The following is a 20,299-nucleotide window of genomic DNA, read 5'->3' on the forward strand; positions in this document are numbered from 1 at the left end:
TTACGCCCGGCGAAGCCATTTGGCGAAGACGGGTGGTCCTGCGGACGGCGAAGTCGTGTGGTACCAGTGCCGCCGATTTTGAAGTTCCTCAGAGCAGGCCGCGGGTCTTCCTAGGAACTTCAAAATCGTAAGCGGCACTGGAATACAAAATTGCTGTTGCCCTTTGCTTTCCGAAGTTCGTGAAGGTGGGGCCGCAAATAGCGCACGAACTTCGGAAAGCGGGCAACAGGCGCCTCGGCGCTGGCGTCAAGTTGGCGACAATGCTTCGCATTGCGCTGGCGATGGTGACAACAAAGCCCGATCACCGGAGAGAGCACGAAGGAAACCGTAACACCATCGCGCAGGGAAGGCCGGATCGATCCGGTGGACCTGTGGTGACTAACTCGTATGCTTTCCACTCTTGCATACGAGGCTAGTGTGGCGGATTTGACATTCGCTCCAGTCTCCCCGAGGGCCATTTAGGCGAATGTCAAATCCAAAGCCACACTAGAAAGCGGATATTTGCTGGTGTCCCTTTGGTTCTGACATTCGTAAACGAACCTGCCGCGCCGGGATACGAATGTCAGAACCGGGACACCAGCGGGTGCATCAGGCGCCCGGCTTTCCCTGCGCCCTCTTGGGCCGCGAACGGTTCACGCAAAACTCGGGCGCATCACGCCGCGGGAGTGCGGAAGCTCGTCCGCAGCACCGAGGGGCGGTAGGCAATCGGAACCATCTTCGTCCGCGTCGATTAGTTCCGTATCAACCGGAGAAAAAATCATGGCACGCAAATATTCGAGAAGGGCGCAAAGCTCGGTCGAGCGCGTGATGAAGAAGCGCAAAGCCGGCACGTTGAAGAGCGGCCGTTCGGGGCGCAAGGTCAAGAGCCGCAGGCAGGCGATCGCGATCGGCCTGTCCGAGGCGAGGGCCGCCGGACAGAAGGTGCCCAGGAAGACAACGGGCCGAAAGGCCGCCAAGAAATCCAAGCGTCGCAGCCACAAAAAGTAACCGTCACAGCGACATTGGCCACGGTGGGCCCGCTACCCGCCTTTTCATCCGGCGGGAGGGGGCATTACAATGCTTCCTTCATTCGCGCATGAAAGCCCTTTGTTGAGATCGTCCCTTGCCCCTCAAAAGCCTTTCCACCTACCGGAAAAAACGCGATTTCGAAAAGACGGCGGAGCCAGCCGGCGACGTTGCCGTAGCGCCCTCGAAACTGCGGCGCTTTGTGGTGCAGAAGCACGATGCGACGCGCCTGCATTACGATTTCAGGCTCGAATTTGACGGCGTTTTCAAATCATGGGCGGTGACGCGCGGCCCCTCGCTCGATCCGCACGACAAGCGGCTTGCCGTCGAAGTCGAGGACCATCCGCTCGACTACGGCGATTTCGAAGGCACCATTCCGAAAGGCCAATATGGCGGCGGCACGGTGCAGCTCTGGGACCGCGGCACTTGGGAATCGGACGATCCCGAAAGGGGGTTCAAGAAGGGCGATCTGAAATTCAGCCTGCATGGCGACAAGCTGCATGGAAGCTGGGTGCTGGTGCGTATGCGGCATGACCGTAACGGCGGCAAGCGCACCAACTGGCTTCTGATCAAGCATCGCGACGAATATGCGCGCGAGGGGGAAGAGAACGATCTGCTCGCGGAAGATCGTTCGGTCGCCTCAGGCCGCAGCATGGACCAGATCGCGGCTGGCAAGGGCAAGGCGCCAAAGCCGTTCATGACCGCGCGTGGCCGGGCTAAGGCCGATGCAGTCTGGCATTCGAACCGCGGCGAGGCGGCCGAAGCACGTGCACACGATAAGGAGGCGCGCGCACGGAGCAAGACGGCGGCGCCGGTCAAGGCGACGAAGGTCGACGCAATGCCGGAGTTTGTCGCGTTCGAGCTTTGCACGCCGGTCGAAACGCCGCCGAACAGCGCCGGTTGGGGTCATGAGATCAAGTTCGACGGCTACCGTGTGCAGATGCGGGTGGAGAACGGCGAAGCCATTTTGAGAACGCGCAAGGGCCTCGACTGGACCGACAAATTCGAGGCGATCGCGACAGCGGGTGGCCGCCTGCCGGATGCGATGATCGATGGCGAGATCGTCGCGCTCGATCATAACGGAGCGCCGAACTTTTCCGCGTTGCAGGCGGCGATCTCCGACGGCAAGACGGGGCGCCTGATCTTCTACGCCTTCGACCTGCTGTTTGCCGGGAATGAGGATCTGCGCCGCCTGCCGCTGGAGCAACGAAAGGCGCGGCTCAAGGATCTGCTGGAGGCGTTGCCGAAGAAGGCCGCGCAATCGATCCGCTATGTCGAGCATTTCGAGGTGAGCGGCGAGGATGTTCTGGAGTCGGCAAACAAGCTGTCGCTCGAAGGCATCGTTTCCAAGAGACTGAGCGCGCCGTATCGCTCCGGCCGCTCGGAAAGCTGGACCAAGACCAAATGCCGGGCCGGACAGGAAGTGGTGCTCGGCGGCTGGAAGACGACGAACGGCAAATTCCGCTCGCTGATGGCTGGCGTCTATCGCGACGGCCACCTCGCCTTTGTCGGGATGGTCGGAACCGGTTTCGGGCAGGATACGGTTCGGCGCATCATGCCTCTTCTCAAGAAGGCAGAGGCCGACGCAAGCCCGTTCGGCGGCAAGGATGCGCCGCGCAGGACCCGCGATATTCACTGGCTGAAGCCGGAGCTTGTCGCTGAAATCGAATTCGCCGGTTTTACCGACGGAGGCAACATCCGGCAGGCGGCGTTCAAGGGCCTGCGCCAGGACAAGCCGGCGAAGGAAATCGTCGCGGAGAAACCCGCCATGGTCAACGTCATCAAGCCCGTCGCGAAGGCGCCTGGCAAATCATCTGCGGTGATGGGCGTTACGATCTCAAAGCCCGACAAGGAGTTGTGGCCGGATGCGGGCGATGGAGAGGCCGTCACCAAGCTCGACCTCGCGCAGTATTTCGAGGCGATCGGCGACTGGATGATGCCGCATCTGAAGGGGCGGCCTTGTTCTGTCGTGCGCGCACCGGACGGCATCGGCGGAGAAAGGTTTTTCCAGCGTCACGCCATGCCGAGCACGTCGGATCTCTTGACGCTCGTCAAGGTCTCCGGCGATCGCAAACCTTATTTGCAGATCGACCGCGTCGAGGGATTGGCGGCGGTGGCGCAATCCGGCGGGTTAGAATTGCATCCCTGGAATTGCGCGCCGGACGCGGTCGATGTCCCCGGACGTCTCGTGTTCGATCTCGACCCCGCACCGAACGTCGACTTTGCGGATGTCGTCGCGGCGGCGAGGGACATGAAGCAGCGCCTGGATGCGTTGGGTCTTGAAAGCTTCTGCAAGACCACAGGCGGCAAGGGACTTCACGTCGTCGTGCCGCTGACCTATGGCGCGAGGGACCGGGTCACATGGAAGGAGGCCAAGGCGTTTGCGCAAGGCGTCTGCCAATGGATGGCGAATGACAATCCGCAAGAGTATCTGCTCAACATGTCGAAGACGAAGCGCGTTGGAAAAATCTTCCTCGATTACTTGCGCAACGACCGCATGTCGACCGCGGTCGCCGTCCTCTCGCCCCGCGCCCGCGAAGGCGCGACCGTCTCGATGCCGTTGACCTGGGCGCAGGTTAAGGGCGATCTCGATCCCAAGCGCTACACCATCCGCACGGTCCCGGCCTTGCTCGCGAAAAGCAAGGCGTGGGACGGTTACGACAATGCGGCATCGTCGATCAAATCTGCGATGAAGAAGCTGGCCGATAAGCTCTAGCCGTAGGTGCGGGCCTCAGATTCGTCCGAGCAGCACGAGTATCAGAATAATGATGATGACGAGTCCGAGGCCGCCGCCGCCATAATAGCCGGTGCCGTAAAATGGCCCGCCTCCGACGCCGCTAAAGCCGCCGAGCAACGCAATGATCAAGATAATCAGAATGATTGTTCCAATAGACATTGTTATTCCTCCAGCCGCCGTGCTCGTGCACGCACCTGGCAGCCAACAAACGTGAATCGCGAAAGTTCCCGATACCTGGATGCGAGGCGCTGCGGATTGCAGGCCAAAGCCGTGCTGCTTACGCGAACTGCTTCATTCTCTTCGCGGCTGGCCTTGTTACGCCGGCTGGGCTCGCTTTCAGTGCCGCGAGCGGAAGGTGCCGGAATAGTGCTGCCAGCGGGATGCGCGCCCTGTCAGGTCCGCGTGCGCTTTCGAGCGAATAGCCGTCGACGTGGAGTTCGCCTTCGAAGGCGTGTCCATTCGGCCATTTGCGGCCTTGCTCCGACAGCGGCGCGAACCAGCGCGCCGCCGCAACAATCACAGCGTGGCGGCCGCGGCGCCGGGCAAATGCGACGACATGGTCGCGATGGGGACCGCTGACTTCCAGCGGCTCGTAGTCGCCATGCGCAAAAACGTCCGGAAATTCGTTGCGAAGCGCGATGAGGTGTCCCGTCCAGGCGAGCTTGATGCGGCCGTTCGGCCAACACTGAACGAGCGCTTGCCAATCAGGCTTTGCGGTCTGCGTGAGAACAGCGGCGCGCTCGGCGAAATCGACCGGCCGGCGGTTGTCGGGATCGACCATCGACAGAGCCCAGAATTCCGTCCCCTGATAGAAATCCGGCATACCCGGCATCATCGTCTTCAGCGTGACCTGGCTCAGCGAATTGAGCGCGCCGAGCAGCGCGACGCGCCGGGCGAAGGCTTCGAACTGCTCCAGAAATTCGCCGGACGCAGATCGATTGAGAAACCGCTCGATGAAGCTGCAGACGGCATTCTCATAGCCGTCATGGGGGTTCAGCCAGCTCGTCTCCTGCTTGCCCTCGCGCGCCGCCTTTATCGCATAGTTCTGCAGCCGTTCGGTCAGCGTGGGATCAGGAGCCGCAAGCGGCCAGACGCCGAGCAGCGTCTGGTACAGCATATATTCGAACGTCGCCGACGGCGCGCGCAAGTTGCCGTCGGTGACGATGTGTGGCGCGTTGAGGACTTTCCAGCGCGCGACCGCGGCGGTCCATTCGCCGGGGAGTTCGCTGAGCGCGATCAGGCGGGCCCGCGCGTCTTCGCCGCGCTTGGTATCGTGCGTGGCCGTCGTGGTCATGGCGTGCGGCCAGTCGCGCGCGCGAGTCTTCATCATGTGGTGGAAGGTATCGGGTGACAGCGCCGATGCGAACGGCTCGCCGCCGACTTCGTTCAGCGCGAGCAGGCGATGAGTGCGATAGAACGCCGTATCCTCCAGCGACTTCGCCATCAACGGCCCGGTGAATTGCTGCACCTTCAGCGCAAACCGCCGCACCCGCGGTGCGCTGTGCAGTGCGGCGCCGGGCCTCGCGAGATCCATCGTCAGCGCATCGCGCAGGAAGTCGAAGATGCCTTCGTCGGCGGCGTACCACTCGGCGCGCGCCTTTTCGATCGTCTCCGAGATCAGGGCGCGGTCCTCTGGCGACGGGCCGGCCGCGGTCAGATAGGTCCGGTAGATCGGAAAATTCAGCACGTAAAGTTCGAGCGCCTGACGCAAGCTGTCGGCGGAGAAGTCCCGCGTCGAATAATGACCCGCCGCGATACGCCCGAGCAGGCGCGCCAGCACTGTGAATTCACTGGTCAGCAACGTTTCCAGCACGCGCTGCTTGGCGGCCTTGAGCACGGGCCCGAGCGCAGGCGGCAAATTGCTGATCTGCCGCCAGGTTTCGTCGAGCGCTTCCAGTCCAGTCTGATTAGCGAGCACGCGGGTGATCGCGTTGAGCGTCTCATAGCCGGTCGTGCCTTCGACGCCGGCGAAGGCCCGCAGACCTTCATGCTCGCCGAGGATTTTTTCGACCACAACGTAGAACGACCGGGCGGTTTTCCCGCCGGCCTGCCGGATCAGGCGGCTCAAGCGCTGGAAATACTGCGCGGGGTCGCTCAGGCCGTCGATGTGATCGAGCCGCAATCCTTGCAGCCTGCCTTCCTCGATGAGCCGTCGCACCAGGCGATGGGCGACGTTGAAGGTCGCAGCGTCTTCCACCCGCAATCCGGCCAGCGAGTTGACGTCGAAGAAGCGGCGATAGTTGATGTCGCTCGATGCCAATCGCCAGTGGCCGAGCTTGTAGTGCTGGCGCTCGAGCAGGTGATGCAACGCCAGCGTCTGCACGGGGCGATCTGCGTGAGCGCGATAGGCCGCAAGCCCACGCTCGATAATGTCGCGCCCACTTTCGATATCCCTGAGTTCCGTTTTGAAACCTGGGGTTTCCTTGCGGTTGGGATGCCGCAGGCCGCGATAGCGCGAGGTGAGATCAAGGATGCGTTGTCCGGCTTCACTGTCCTCGGCCCCGGCCTCCTTGACGATGGTGTTCAGGATTTCGCCGTAGCGCTCCGGAGCAATCGGCAGGCGATGCTCGAAATACCAGGCCGAGAAACTGCCTTCGCCGGCGTCATAGCGCAGCTCGATCTCGCCGCTTTCCAGCGCCTTGCCGTAGGACGAGCCGAGGATCGGCAGCAGCACGCCGCCGCGCGAACGATAAGGCAACTGCTCCCAGTCGATATCGAACGAGACGGCGTGCGGCGAAGCCTCGCCCCATTCCAGCACGTCGAGCCACCATGGATTATCGTCATAGTGTACGCCGACATGGTTGGGCACGAAGTCGAGGATCAGGCCGAGGTCGTGCGCTTTCAGCGTGTCGCTGAATCGCTCGAAACCCGTCTCGCCGCCGAGTTCGGGATTGATGATGGTGTGATTGACGACGTCATAGCCGTGGGTCGAACCCTTGCGCGCTTTTGTAAACGGCGAGGCATAGACGTGGCTGATGCCGAGCGCCTTCAGGTAAGGCACGACGGTGGCGGCCGCGTCGAAATCGAAGTTCGCGGTCAGCTGCAAACGATAGGTCGCGATGGGAATGGCTGGCGGCATCAGCGTTCGTCCAAACGCCAGAGCACCGACCACGGTGTGATCGCGCCGCCGGCAGTGCCCCAAATTGGTGTGCCCGGCGCATATTCCGCCTGCGCCGCGATTGCGTGGTCCGACAGATTGGCGGTCAGCGACAGGTTTGCGCCGTCACCAAGGCGCCAGTTCGCGGTCAGCAGTCCATCGTCGGCCGCTTCCGCCTTGCCGAAACGCGCGCCTGCAAGGTGAGGCGTGATGTGACGCCGGCGGATCGAGAGCAACTCGCGCACCAGCGCGAGCCGCTCGCGGCCATCGCCGCTTCGCGTGTCCCAATCGACGATTGCGGATCGAAACGTGGCCTCGCGCAGGGGATCGGGCACCTCGTCGCCATATCTCTCATACGCCCACGCATATTCGTCGCGGCGGCCCTTGCGCACGGCGTCGGCAAGGCCGCCGTTGAAATCGCAGAAGAACGGGAAGGGGACTTTGGAGCCCCATTCTTCGCCCATGAACAGCATGGGAATTGGAGGTGCGAGCAGGGTGATCGCGAGCGCAGCCTCGATGGCTTGCGGCTCAGCCAGCTTCTCGAGCCGGTCGCCGAAGGCGCGGTTGCCGATCTGGTCGTGGTTTTGCAGGAAGTTGACGAAAGCGGTCGGCGGAAGCTTTCCGCTTGGTTCGCCGCGGCGTTTGCCGCCACGATGTTCAGATACCTCGCCCTGATAGGCAAAGCCCGAGCCGAGACAGCGTGCGAGGTCAGCGAGCGGCGAACGCTGATAGTCGCGGTAATAGCCTTGGCTTTCGCCGGTTAGCTTCACATGCCAGGCGTGATGATAGTCGTCGTTCCATTGCGCGCGAAATTTGCCGCAGGGCGAATCTTGCGCGGGATCGAGCAGGGTGACGTTGTTGTCGTCGTTTTCAAGCACGAGGTGGATGTGCCGGCCGGTCTTGGCGGCGAGTTGACCGGCCGCGAGGCTGAGATCGTTCAGCATCGAAATCTCGCCCATTTCGGCGATGGCGTGCACAGCGTCCAGCCGCAGCCCGTCGAAGCGATATTCGCTCAGCCAATAAAGCGCGTTCTCGATCGCAAAGGCGCGCACCTGCGGCACCCGATAGTCGATCGCGCTCCCCCAGGGCGTTTGCGCGTCGGTAAAGAAGGCAGGCGCGTAGCGGCCGAGGTAATTTCCCTCAGGCCCGAAGTGATTATAGACGACGTCGAGAAACACCATCAGGCCGCGCAGATGCGCTTCGTCGATGAGATGCTTCAAATCATCCGGCCGGCCGTAGGCGCTGTCGGGCGCATACCACAAGACGCCGTCATAGCCCCAGTTGCGTCGGCCGGCGAAATCCGCGAGCGGCAGCAATTCCAGCGCGGTGATGCCGGTATCGAGGAGATGATCGAGCTTGTCGATCATGGCGCGATACGTGCCCTCGCGCGTGAAGGCGCCGACATGCGCTTCGATAAGCACTGTTTCGTGCCACGGCCGTCCGCGCCAATCCATGGCGCGCCAGCTGTAGCTTGTGTGATCGATCACCTCGCTCGGGCCGAACACGTCATCAGGTTGAAACGCGGAAGATGGGTCCGGCACCTCGATTTCGCCATCGATGCTGAATTTGTAGCGTGCGCCGGCCCCGGCAGTCGGAACCGTGACCTCGAACCAGCCGTGCCTGGCGGACGCGAGCGCGTGGGGCTGCCCCTCCAGCAACACGTCGACGCGCCTCGCGGCCGGCGCCCACAGACGGAATGTGACGCCGTCGCCAGTCAGCTTTGCGCCGAAATGCCGTTCATTCATGCCGAACCTGAAAAGACCAGAACCGAGCGGGGCGGCGCGGTGGTCTCGTTCCCCGACGGGAACTCCGCGGCCGTCTGCTTAACGTCGGCCGTGTTCAATAGTTGCTGCCAGCTTTTGTATTCAGCCATTTTCGGCAGGGTAAATTTGATCGGCTCTGGCGCCGCATTGAGCACGATGAAGACCGGCGGCTCTCCCTGTTCGACCGGGCCGAGCACATAGGCAAGGAAACGGCCTTCCGGGAAATTCCAGTCCTGCTCTTTCATGTCCTGGGCTGCCGGCGTCAGCCACAGCACGCCATAAGAGCCGTCGGTGCGCCGTCCGTCGAGCCAGCGGTGGCTGCGGATTTGCGAAAAGCGACGGCGGATTTCAGTCAGGTGACCAATGAAATCGATCAGGTCGCTGCCGTCGCGTCCGATGCCCTCCCAGCCGGTCCACCCCGTTTCGTTGTCCTGGCAATAGGCGTTGTTGTTGCCGTTCTGGGTGTTGCCGACCTCGTCACCCGCCAGAATCAGCGGCACGCCCTGTGCGAGTAACAGGCAGGCGAGCTGGTTTCGCCGCAACTGGGCGCGCAGCGCATTGATGGCGGGATCGTCGGTCGCGCCTTCATGTCCGCAGTTGTTGCTGTGATTGTCGTTGGCGCCGTCGCGATTGTCTTCGCCGTTCGCCTCGTTGTGCTTGGTGTTGTAGCTGAAGAGGTCGTTCAGCGTAAAGCCGTCATGCACGGTGATATGGTTGATGCTGGCGCGCTGGGTCCTGCCGTCATGATTGAAGAGATCGGATGAGCCGGTCATGCGGCTGGAGATTTCGCCGATCAAGCTGCCTTCGCCGCCCCAGTAGCGGCGCATCGCTGTACGGTAGCGGTCATTCCACTCCGACCACTGCGAAGGAAAGGCGCCGACTTGGTAGCCGCCCATGCCGAGATCCCAGGGTTCGGCGACCAGTTTGACCGTGGCGAGCACCGGGTCCTGCCGGACCGCGGTAAGGAAGGAGGCGTTGCGATCGAAACCGTTCGGGCCACGGCCGAGCGTGGTGGCGAGATCGAAGCGGAAGCCGTCGACATGGCAGACCTCGACCCAGTAGCGCAGTGAATCCATCACCATCTGCAACACGCGCGGATGGGCGAGGTTGACTGAATTGCCAGTGCCGGTGAAGTCGTCGTAGTAGCGCGGGTTCTCCGGCTTGAGCCAGTAATAGGAGGCGTTGTCGATGCCGCGAAACGACAAGGTCGGGCCCATATGGTTGCCTTCCGCGGTGTGGTTGTAGACGACGTCGAGCATCACCTCGATGCCGGCGTCGTGCAGCCGCGCGACGGCCGTGCGGAAGGAATCGAGCGCGTTGTCCTGCGCGTAGCGCGCTTCCGGTGCAAAGAACGCGAGGGTGTTGTAGCCCCAGTAATTTGCAAGCTTCCGCTCAACCAGGATGCGGTCGTCGACGAGGCCATGGATCGGCAGCAGTTCGATCGTGGTGACGCCGAGCCGTTTCAGATGCGCGATGACAGCCGGCGAAGCGAGCCCGCCATAAGTGCCGCGCAGATTGGGCGTGACGTCCTCGCGCTTTTGCGTCAGCCCCTTGACGTGGGCTTCATAGATGATGGTGTCTTCCCAGGGAATGCTGGGCCTGATTTCGCGCCGGCCCCAGTTGAAGGTCTCGTCGACCACGACGGCCTTTGGCATGCCGCGCGCATTGTCGCGGCGGTCGAAGGAAAGATCCTCGCGTGCGCTGCCGGTGCGGTAGCCGAAATGCGCATCGCTCCACACCAGCCGCCCGGCGAGCCGCCGCGCATAGGGATCGAGCAGGAGCTTGTTGGGGTTGAAACGATGGCCGTGCTCGGGTGCGTAAACGCCGTGAACGCGATAGCCGTACAGCTGACCCGGCGAGACATCGTTGAGATAGCCATGCCAGACGTCTTCGGTGCGCTCGGGCAATTCGATGCGCTCGATCTCGCGGCGACCCTGGCCGTCGAACAAGCAAAGCTCGACCTTCTGCGCATTGGCGGAAAACAGCGCGAAATTGGTGCCCCGGCCGTCCCAGCTTGCACCGAGGCGCGAAGGCGATCCGGCCGAAAGGCGCATCCTTAGTTACCCGGTACGAGAAAAATGGTTGCCAACGGCGGAATGGTGAGCCTCAACTCCGGTCCGGTGCCTTCAAGCGTGTGGACTTCGCCGATATTGCCGACATTGCTTCCGCCGTAATGCGATGAATCAGTGTTGAGAACCTCGCGCCACGTGCCTGCGAGCGGCACGTGAACAATATAATTATGATAGACGTTCGGAGAAAAATTTGTCACGACGAGGCAAAGCCCGCGCTCGTCCCGACCCTTGCGCAGCCAGGCAAAGACGTTGCCATGCGCGTCATCGGCCACCAGCCATTCGAAGCCGGACGGATCGCAATCGAGTTCGTGCAGCGCCGGTGTTTCACGGTAGAGCCAGTTCAGATCCCGGATCAGCGATTGCACGCCGGCGTGCGGAGCATGCTGGAGCAGATGCCAGTCGAGCGAGTGGTCATGATTCCATTCATTCGATTGCGCGAACTCGCAGCCCATGAACAAGAGCTTCTTGCCGGGATGGCCGAACATGAAGCCGTAATAAGCGCGCAAATTCGCAAAACGCTGCCAGTCGTCGCCTGGCATGCGCCCCAGGATCGAGCGTTTGCCGTGAACCACTTCGTCATGTGACAGCGGCAGGATGAAGTTTTCCGAAAAGGCATAGTGCAGGCCGAACAGAATATCGCCATGGTGGTATTGGCGATGGATCGGTTCTTTGCCGATATATTTCAGCGTGTCGTGCATCCAGCCCATGTTCCATTTGTAGCCGAAGCCGAGTCCGCCGAATTCGACCGGGCGCGACACCTGCGGCCATGCGGTGGATTCTTCCGCTGCCGTCGTGGCGTGTGGAAATTGGCCGAACACTTCCGTGTTGAAGCGGCGCAGGAAAGCGATGGCGTCGAGGTTTTCCCGGCCGCCAAACCGGTTGGGCACCCATTCGCCGGCGGGCCGGCTGTAGTCGAGATAAAGCATCGAGGCGACTGCGTCGACGCGCAGGCCGTCGACTGCGTAGCGCTCGAGCCAGAACAACGCGTTGGAAACCAGGAAGTTTACGATCTCGGTGCGCCCGTAATTGTAGATCAACGTGCCCCAGTCGAGATGCCGGCCCTGCAGCGGGTTGGCGTGTTCGTAGAGCGCGGTGCCGTCGAAGTTTCCGAGCCCGTGCGGGTCGTCGGGAAAATGTCCGGGCACCCAGTCGAGCCACACGCCAAGCCCCTGTTGATGACAGGCGTCGACCAGCGCGGCGAAATCGTCCGGGCTGCCGAAGCGGCTGGTCGGCGCAAAAAGCCCGGTCGGCTGATAGCCCCACGAGCCGTCGAACGGATGCTCGCTGACGGGAAGAAACTCGATATGGGTAAAGCCCATGTCATGCGCGTAAGCCGGCAACTGCTCCGCGAGTTCACGGTAGGTCAACCATTCGTTGTTGCCTTTGCGCCGCCACGAGCCGAGGTGCACTTCGTAGATCGAGACGGGCCCGTTCAACGAATTGATGCTTGTGGGAGCCGGGTGAGGGCGGGGCAGTCTCTCTTCGTCGAAAACGACTGAAGCCGTGCTCGGGCGCATTTCAGCGGCAAAGGCGAGCGGATCGGACTTCAGGGGCAGCTGCGCGCCTTGCCGGCTGACGATATTGAATTTGTAACGGTCGCCAGGCAGGGCATGGGGAATGAACAGCTCCCAATAGCCGAGACCGCGCACCCGCATCGGATGCCGCTTTGGATTCCAGTAATTGAAATCGCCGACGACGCTCACCTGTCGCGCATTGGGCGCGAACACGACGAATGCAACGCCCGGTACGCGTTCCAATTCTATCGGATGGGCGCCAAGCTTTTCATAGAGCCGCTGATGGGTGCCTTCGCCAAGCAGATAAAGATCGTAGTCGGTCAGAACAGGCGGAAAGCGGTAGGGGTCGTCGAGATCGACCACGGTCTCGCCGAAGCGCGCGCGCAACTGATACTCGCGCGAACCGTTGGGCAGAACGCCGGCAAACAGGCCGTCGTCGTGAATGCGGGTCAGCGCGGTGGCCTCGCCGTGCGGCGCGATCGCGTCCACCTTCTGCGCCTCGGGCAGAAAGGCACGCACGACCGTTTTGCCCCCCTCGCGATGAGGACCGAGATACTGAAAGGGATCGGAGTGGCGGCCTTCCAGAATCGCATAGGCTTCAGCGGTCAGCTCAGTCATGCGGCCTCGTGGGCAGGCTGGTCAAAATCCGCAACACGCGCGCAAGCATTGCCGGCGCGGTCTCCACCCGCTGTAGTAATTCGGTTTCGAGGGCGTCGAAAGCCTTTTCCACCAGGAAGAAGTGCACCATTCGCCGCGCGGCGAGCGGCTCTGCCGGCCAGATCGCGGAATCCGCAATGAACTCGCGATAGGCCGACAGGAAAGCATCGGTGGCGCGATCGACCCATTCGGTCAGCGCCGCGCCAAGCCTGCCGGTCTCGTCGGGCGCGAAGTGAAGTGCGCGTTCGCGCGCGGCGTGGCTGGCGGTCTCGATCGACCAGATCAGGCTGGCGACATCACGTGCCGCAGGCATCCTGCGCCGGCGTTCCTCGATCGGCCGGCGAACATCGCCCTCGAAGCCGGTCAGGAAGACATCGTCCTTGACGATGAGGACCCGTCCCAGATGCAAGTCGCCGTGCAGGCGCAGATTGAGACCCGCCGCATGCGGCGGCATCAGGCTGTTCAGGCGGTCATGCAGGTTGTCGCGCTGCGCCAGCAGTTCGTCGGCCGTCGCACGGTCGGTTTCGTTGAAGGAGCCGCGGCGTTGCCTGAGCATCTGGAAGACGCGTTCGGCGCGCTGGTTGATCGCGGTCACCCAGGTGGAGACATCGGAGGGGCGGATCGGCTCGGGCGCAAAATCAGGCAGTCCGCTGCCGCCGGCCAGCGCCAAATGGAGCTCGGCTGTGCGCCGACCGATCTGCGACGGGTGACGCAGGTAGGCGAGCTGTTCTTCGCTGCCCCGTCTCTCACCGCTTGAGGCAAGCAGGCGCTCCCGTTCCAGCAGGCGATCGAGATGGGCCGCCGTCACCGTCCAGACGTCCCCCTGATTGCCGACTTGGGCGTGAACGATCGCAATGCCGTAGCACTTGCCGTCTTCGATCAATTCGGCGCTGCCGAGCATCGCCGGCGTATTGGGGAAGTCCGCGACCTCGGTCAGGAACAGGCCCATCTCGATCGCAGGGTTCATGCCGCTTTCGAGTTTCCGGAACAGCTTCACCACGTAGTCGGACTCGACCTGCATTGCGGTCGAGAAGGGGCGGCTATCGAGCGGTGTGACTCTTTCGGGCTGCCTGACTAGTTTGCCGTCGAACTTGCTTGTCGGCCTGAATTCGAGCCTCAAGCCGTTTTCCTCGATCGTCAGTTTCTGGCGCAGGTTTCGCAACAGAAGCCCGACGAAGATGGTGCTGGTCGCGACGTCGAGCAACGTCCCTTCGCGCGCGCCCTGACGAACCGCCGCCAGCGCGTTTGGATTGTAGCGTTCACGGTCGAAGCGCACCCACTCGATCTGCAGCGGCAGGACATAACGTGTCTTGGCCTCATCTTCGGCGACCTCGAAGAAGGCGAGCCACGGCCGGTTGTCGCCGATATCGCAGAACGGAACTGCCGACGTCAGTGTCGGGTGGATCGCGGAGGACGTGTGGATCGGGTACCAGCGCGAGCGGGCGAGATGTCCGGGCAGCACGTCGCCTTCGAATACGCTGCGGGTGCGGGCCAGCGACACCCAGGTCGAGCCGACCGGCACCACCAGCGTTTCGAATTCGGGGACGATCGAAGGCGGCGCGGGCTCCGACTTGTCGCGTTCCTGAAGCTGGAACCAGTAGAAGCCGTAAGGCGCCAGCGTGATCATATAAGGCAATTCGCCGATCGCCGGGAAATGCGTGCGCCCGAGCATTTCCAGCGGCACGCGGTCCTTGAAGGCGGAGAGGTCGAGTTCCGTCGCCTGCGCCGAACGGGATAGATTGGCGACGCACAAAATGACCTCATCGCCATATTGCCGCACATAAGCCAGCACCGCGCGATTGGCCGGGCGGATGAATGTCATGGTGCCGCGGCCGAAGGCAAGCGTCGATTTGCGCACCGCAATCAGTTTCTTGTTCGCGCTGAGCAGCGACGACAGGCTGCGCGACTGCGCCTCGACATTGACCGCTTCATAGCCATAGACCGAGTCCATGATGATGGGCGCGTAAAGCCGCGCGGGATCGGTGCGCGAAAAGCCGCCGTTGCGATCCGGCGTCCATTGCATCGGCGTCCGCACGCCATTGCGGTCGCCGAGATAGATGTTGTCGCCCATGCCGATTTCGTCGCCGTAATAGATGATCGGCGTGCCCGGAAACGACAGGAGCAGCGAGTTCATCAACTCGATCTTGCGCCGGTCGTTGTCCATCAGCGGCGCGAGGCGCCGGCGAATGCCGACGTTGATCCGCGCGCGCGGATCGTTCGCATAGGTCGACCACAGATAGTCGCGCTCGACGTCGGTGACCATTTCGAGCGTCAGTTCGTCGTGGTTGCGCAGGAACAGCGCCCATTGGCAGTCGGGGGGAATATCCGGGGTCTGGCGCAGGATGTCGGTGATGGGAAAGCGATCTTCCTGGGCGATCGCCATGTAGATGCGCGGCATCAGCGGAAAATGATACGCCATGTGGCATTCATCGCTGTTGCCAAAATAGGCCTGGACGTCTTCCGGCCATTGATTGGCTTCGGCCAACAGGACCTTGCCCTTGGCGTAGGCGTCGAGCTCGCTGCGCAAGCGTCGGATGATGGCGTGGGTCTCGGGCAGGTTTTCGTTGTTGGTGCCGTCGCGCTCGCAGAGGTAGGGGATGGCGTCGAGGCGGAAGCCGTCGACCCCGGTGTCGAGCCAGCGCTTCATCACCTGCACCAATGCGTTGACAACGCGCGGATTGTCGAAATTCAGGTCCGGCTGATGCGAGAAGAAGCGGTGCCAGTAGAACTGGCCGGCTTCGGAATCCCAGGTCCAGTTCGACTTCTCGGTATCGGTGAAGATGATGCGCGTGCCGAGATACTTCTGGTCGGTGTCGCTCCAGACGTACCAGTTGCGCGCGCTCGACTTTGGATCGCTGCGCTTGGCGCGCTTGAACCAGTGATGCTGGTCGGACGTGTGATTAATGACGAGTTCGATGATGACCCGCAAACCGCGCCGCTTGGCCTCGACGATGAAGCGGCGAAAATCCTTCATCGTCCCGAAATCGGGATTGATGGCGCCATAGTCGGCAATGTCGTAGCCGTCGTCGCGCCCGGGCGAGGGGAAGAACGGCAACAGCCAGAGCGTCGTAACACCCAGCTCTTGCAGATAGTCCAGCTTTTCGGTCAGCCCTGCGAAATCGCCGATGCCGTCATTGTTGCTGTCGGCGAACGCCTTGACGTGAAGCTGATAGATGATGGCATCTTTGTACCACAGCGTGTCGCTGTCGCGCGCGGCAGCCGCAGCTTCCTTTGTATCGATGTCTGACATCAGATTCATCGGGGCCGGCGAACGAGCTGAGGCTGGATTGTGATACGGTTCAAGCCGAGGGGCGCGTGCAGTGCCTCCGGCGGTTTCGGTGAGTTTGTTCACGATGGTGCCGTCGGCATGAATCGGTCCCATTTCGTTGGCGCGAAAGGAGATGCTGGGGACGTATATAGAAAGCGCTTCTCTTCCATTGGTTCCCCGGGGAACAGCATAGCAGGGACAAGCGTTAGCCACTTCTATCCTCTTCCTGAATCAGTAGAATTTGCGGCAACCTTCCTTCAACCTTCTTCCCCCTTTCTGTTCTCTTTTTCTGCAAATGGCGTGCCGAATGGACGTTTATGACCGGGCTAGGGAATTGGGCATCCAGACCGAATTTGTGGACGGTCAGGGTCACCGCCATGTGACAGACGCCACGGCGCTCAAGATCATCCTGGACGCCCTGCCGGAACGAAATCCGACCCAGCTTCTCGCTTCTCCCGTCGTGATTCGCTCCGGTGAGACCACGCGTAACGAATTCAGCGCTGCTGCGGCGCTGCCTGTTGCCTGGCAGGTCATGGCCGGCCGCGAGGTGATCGCCCAAGGCCGGGCAGACCAGCGCATCATCGCCTGGCCCGCCAACTGGCGCGAGGGCATTTACCGGCTGCAACTTACCGACGCGGCTTCGTTAACTGAGGAAGTCCCGCTGGTCGTGTCACCGCCCCGCGCCTTTGCCGGCGAGTTCGATCGCGGCTGGCTGCTGGCGGTCCAGCTGTACAGCCTTCGTTCGTCGCGCAACTGGGGTATCGGCGACTTTACCGATCTCGCCGCCTTGCTTGAACTTGCCGCCGAACTCGGTGCCGACGGCGTCGGCCTCAATCCGCTGCACGCTTTATTCGACGACAAGCCTGCCGATTGCAGCCCCTATTCGCCCAACAGCCGGTTGTTCCTCAACGCGCTCTATATCGACGTTGAGCAAATCCCCGAATTCGAGGCCGGCGGCGAGGCTCACAAAGCCGCGGCGCGGCTACGCGAAGGCCATTTCGTGGACTACAAGGGCGTCGCCGAATTGAAGTTAAGGGCGCTGCGCGCGGCCTTTGAGAAATTCAGGGATTTGCCCGGTGCAGGCCGGAGGGCGGATTTCGACGCCTTCCGCGCCGAGCGCGCGCCGCTGCTGTCGCGCTTTGCCTGCTTCGAGGTGTTGCGGCACAGGTTTGATCAGGCGTGGTGGGAATGGCCCGCCGAGTGGCGCACGCCCGACGACGCCAAATGCGCCGAGTTGCGGCGGGGAGAGGGCGCTGCCGAGATCGAATTCGTCGAATTCGTGCAGTGGACGGCTGACCGGCAATTGCGTGCCTGCCGCGATCTGGCACTCCGTCTCGGCATGAAGGTCGGGCTTTATCTCGATGTCGCGGTTGGCGTGCAATCCGGCGGCTTCGATGCCTGGAACGAACAGACCGCGATCTCGCGCCACCTGTCGGTCGGCGCGCCGCCCGATCCGCTCAATCTCGCCGGGCAGAACTGGGGTTTGGCGGGCTTCAATGCGGCCGGTCTTGAACTGCAACTGTTCGAGCCGTATCGCGAGATGCTGCGGGCCGCGATGCGCTATGCCGGCGCGGTCAGGCTCGATCACGTGCTCGGATTGAAGCGGCTCTATCTCGTGCCGCATGGCTTTGCCGCCGATAACGGCGCCTACGTGCAGATGCCGTTCGAGGCGCTTCTGGCGGCGACCGCACAGGAGAGCATGGCCAATCGATGCATCGTGATCGGCGAGGATCTCGGCACGGTGCCTGAAGGCTTTCGCGACACCATGGCGGAGTGGGGCATCTGGTCCTACCAGGTCATGATGTTCGAGCGTGACGATCGCGGCGCCTTTCAAAACCCCGATCGATATCTGCCGAACGCCCTCGTCACGTTCAATACCCATGACCTCTCGACCTACGCCGGTTGGCGTTCGTTCGGTGATCTCAAGATCAAGCGATCGCTCGGCATCGATCCCGGCGAGAGCGATGACGCGCGCTGGCATGCGCTGACGATGCTGGACGAGGTGCTGCGCCACCACGGCATCCCCGGCAACGATCTCAATGCGATCGCCGCTTTCCTTGCGAGGACGAGATCGCGCCTGATGGCGATCCAGCTCGAGGATCTCCTCGGCGTGATCGATCAACCCAACATTCCGGGAACGGTCGACGAGCATCCGAACTGGCGGCAGCGGTTGCCGGTTGCGATCGACGACATCGCGCAGGAGATTGATATCGGGGCATTGAAAGACGCGACCCACGAGAGAGCGAACGGCACTCGCGTGAGCCCGCGCCAAAGTGAGCCGGTAAAGTGATGTGTCAAAGATAGAAGATTACGGTCTGATCGGGGATTGCGAGACCGCAGCTCTGGTCGGCCGAGACGGTTCAATCGACTGGCTGTGCTGGCCTGCGTTTGACTCCGATGCCTGTTTTGCGGCGCTGCTGGGTACGCGCAGGAACGGCCGCTGGCTGATTGCGCCTGCGGATGGGAAGGCGCGCGTCTCGCGCCGTTACTGGGACAATACGCTGATCCTGGAGACGCGGTTCGAAAGCAGCGACGGTGCGGTTGGTATCGTCGACTTCATGCCGCCGCGCGAGAAAGCCTCCGACGTTGTCCGCCTGGTGCGCGGCCTCAAAGGCCGCGTCAAGATGCGGATGGAGCTGATCATCCGCTTCGGAACAGGCGATGAAATTCCGTGGGTCAAGCGCACCGAGGACGGCGCGTTGCGGGCGGTCTGCGGACCGGACATGACGGTGCTGCGGACGCCTGTGAAGCTGCGCGGCGAGGACATGACCACGGTCAGCGAATTCGAGGTGAGCGAAGGCGAGACCGTTCCTTTCGTTCTCACCTACGGCGCCTCGCACCTCCCGCTGCCCGATCCGATCGATCCGGCGCAGGCCTTGCAGGATACCGAGGATTTCTGGCTCGATTGGTGCAGTCGCTGCACCTACGAGGGCGATTGCCGCGACCTCGTGATGCGCTCGCTGATCACGCTGAAGGCGCTGACCTATGCGCCGACCGGCGGCATCGTCGCCGCTCCCACGACGTCGCTGCCGGAGAAGCTTGGTGGCAGCAAGAACTGGGACTATCGCTATTGCTGGCTGCGCGACGCAACCTTTACGCTGCTGGCGCTGATGAACTCCGGCTATACCGAGGAAGCCTGCGACTGGCACAGCTGGCTGATGCGCGCGGCAGCAGGCGCTCCGGCCAACATCCAGATCATGTACGGTATCCACGGCCGCCGCCGGCTGCTCGAATGGGAAGCGGACTGGCTGCCGGGTTACGAAGGCGCGCAGCCGGTCCGCTTCGGCAACGCCGCGCACGCGCAGTTGCAGCTCGATGTCTATGGCGAGCTGATGGACGCTTTCCACCAGTCGCGCATGGCCGAACTGAAACTGGAGGATGAGACCTGGGATCTCGAATGCATCATGCTCGACCACCTCGCCGAAGTCTGGAATCAGCCGGACCACGGCATCTGGGAGCGGCGCGGGGAGGCCCGGCATTGCGTCCTTTCAAAAGTCATGTCGTGGGTTGCATTCGATCGCGGCATCAGGGGTGCCGAGCAGTTCGGCCTCAAAGCCCCGCTCGATCGTTGGAGAACCTTGCGAGAGACGATCCATTCCGACGTCTGCGAGAAAGGATTTGACCGCAAGCTGAACAGCTTCGTCGAATCCTACGGTTCGGAGTGGTTCGACGGCAGCCTCCTGCTGTTGCCGGCGGTGGGCTTTCTGCCAAGTTCGGACCCGCGGGTGCGCGGCACGATCGCTGCAATCGAGCGCCACATGCTTCGCGACGGCTTTGTGCTGCGGCACGATCCGCGCGAGTTGGCAGTTCTGAAGCAACCGGACGAGGGCGCGTTCCTGGCATGCTCGCTCTGGCTCGCCGATGCGTACGTGCTCTGCGGCGAGATCGAGAAGGCACAGGCATTGTTCGACCGCGTGGTCGGCATCGCCAATGACCTCGGGCTTCTGGCGGAAGAATTCGATCCCGCCGCCGGCCGCCAGACCGGAAATTTCCCGCAAGCCTTGACCCACATCGCGCTGGTCAATACCGCCCATAATCTGAGCGAAGCCAGGCACGCTGCGGGCAATCCCACCATGCAGCGTTCGAAGTGACTTCGCTCGTCGTCGTCCCGGGAACCATACCACCAATCGTCATTGCGAGGAGCGCCAGCGACGAAGCAATCCAGAATTTGTTCGAAGGCTGGATT

The 20,299-nt window shown here is 62.3% G+C and carries 10 protein-coding genes; 4 read left to right on the forward strand and 6 right to left on the reverse strand.

Annotated features, from left to right (window positions below; translation table 11 throughout):
- Positions 1-759: 759 nt before the first annotated feature.
- Complete coding sequence (locus tag VFB05_RS12140; protein ID WP_414643186.1) at positions 760-987, forward strand: DUF6496 domain-containing protein; 228 nt, start codon at positions 760-762, stop codon at positions 985-987.
- A gap of 115 nt (positions 988-1,102) precedes the next feature.
- Positions 1,103-3,721, forward strand: coding sequence for a DNA ligase D (ligD, locus tag VFB05_RS12145; RefSeq protein WP_325012563.1), 2,619 nt, complete (start codon positions 1,103-1,105; stop codon positions 3,719-3,721).
- 15 nt (positions 3,722-3,736) lie between these two features.
- On the opposite strand, the gene VFB05_RS12150 is transcribed toward ligD, so the two are convergent.
- The 6 genes from VFB05_RS12150 to treS form a co-directional block, all read right to left on the reverse strand.
- The gene (locus VFB05_RS12150; RefSeq protein ID WP_325012566.1) at positions 3,737-3,901 is read right to left on the reverse strand and encodes a DUF3309 family protein; all 165 of its coding nucleotides are present in this window, start codon (positions 3,899-3,901) and stop codon (positions 3,737-3,739) included.
- A 118-nt stretch (positions 3,902-4,019) separates the two neighbouring features.
- Complete coding sequence (treY, locus tag VFB05_RS12155) at positions 4,020-6,821, reverse strand: malto-oligosyltrehalose synthase (protein WP_325012568.1); 2,802 nt, start codon at positions 6,819-6,821, stop codon at positions 4,020-4,022.
- Positions 6,821-8,584 (reverse strand): malto-oligosyltrehalose trehalohydrolase, encoded by a 1,764-nt coding sequence (treZ, locus tag VFB05_RS12160; protein WP_325012570.1) that lies wholly within the window; start codon positions 8,582-8,584, stop codon positions 6,821-6,823. The genes treY and treZ overlap by 1 nt, the downstream gene beginning before the upstream one ends.
- Positions 8,581-10,656: a glycogen debranching protein GlgX gene (gene glgX / locus VFB05_RS12165; RefSeq protein WP_325012572.1), complete on the reverse strand. Its 2,076-nt coding sequence runs from the start codon at positions 10,654-10,656 to the stop codon at positions 8,581-8,583. The genes treZ and glgX overlap by 4 nt, the downstream gene beginning before the upstream one ends.
- A gap of 2 nt (positions 10,657-10,658) precedes the next feature.
- Positions 10,659-12,806 carry a 1,4-alpha-glucan branching protein GlgB gene (gene glgB / locus VFB05_RS12170; RefSeq protein ID WP_325012574.1) on the reverse strand — a complete coding sequence of 716 codons (2,148 nt, stop codon included), beginning with the start codon at positions 12,804-12,806 and terminating at the stop codon, positions 10,659-10,661.
- Positions 12,799-16,104 (reverse strand): maltose alpha-D-glucosyltransferase, encoded by a 3,306-nt coding sequence (treS, locus tag VFB05_RS12175; protein WP_325012576.1) that lies wholly within the window; start codon positions 16,102-16,104, stop codon positions 12,799-12,801. Before treS ends, glgB begins: the two co-directional genes overlap by 8 nt.
- Positions 16,105-16,420: 316 nt before the next feature.
- Between treS and malQ the strand changes: the two genes are divergently transcribed.
- Together malQ and VFB05_RS12185 are read left to right on the forward strand one after the other, a co-directional pair.
- Entirely contained in the window at positions 16,421-18,403 is a 1,983-nt protein-coding gene (gene malQ, locus VFB05_RS12180; RefSeq protein WP_325012578.1) for a 4-alpha-glucanotransferase, read from the forward strand.
- A gap of 1 nt (position 18,404) precedes the next feature.
- A complete protein-coding gene (locus VFB05_RS12185; RefSeq protein WP_325012579.1) occupies positions 18,405-20,204 on the forward strand; it encodes a glycoside hydrolase family 15 protein in 1,800 nt (599 codons plus the stop codon).
- Positions 20,205-20,299: the final 95 nt, after the last annotated feature.

It is taken from the genome of Bradyrhizobium sp. (assembly GCF_035652035.1).
Taxonomy (GTDB): Bacteria; Pseudomonadota; Alphaproteobacteria; order Rhizobiales; family Xanthobacteraceae; genus Bradyrhizobium.

Bases quoted from the DNA above. Each gene is read 5' to 3' on its own strand.
- malQ (WP_325012578.1), top strand. From the start codon at position 16,421: ATGGACGTTTATGACCGGGCTAGGGAATTGGGCATCCAGACCGAATTT.
- VFB05_RS12140 (WP_414643186.1), top strand. From the start codon at position 760: ATGGCACGCAAATATTCGAGAAGGGCGCAAAGCTCGGTCGAGCGCGTG.
- treY (WP_325012568.1), bottom strand. From the start codon at position 6,821: ATGCCGCCAGCCATTCCCATCGCGACCTATCGTTTGCAGCTGACCGCG.
- glgX (WP_325012572.1), bottom strand. From the start codon at position 10,656: ATGCGCCTTTCGGCCGGATCGCCTTCGCGCCTCGGTGCAAGCTGGGAC.
- glgB (WP_325012574.1), bottom strand. From the start codon at position 12,806: ATGACTGAGCTGACCGCTGAAGCCTATGCGATTCTGGAAGGCCGCCAC.
- VFB05_RS12150 (WP_325012566.1), bottom strand. From the start codon at position 3,901: ATGTCTATTGGAACAATCATTCTGATTATCTTGATCATTGCGTTGCTC.
- treS (WP_325012576.1), bottom strand. From the start codon at position 16,104: ATGAATCTGATGTCAGACATCGATACAAAGGAAGCTGCGGCTGCCGCG.
- treZ (WP_325012570.1), bottom strand. From the start codon at position 8,584: ATGAATGAACGGCATTTCGGCGCAAAGCTGACTGGCGACGGCGTCACA.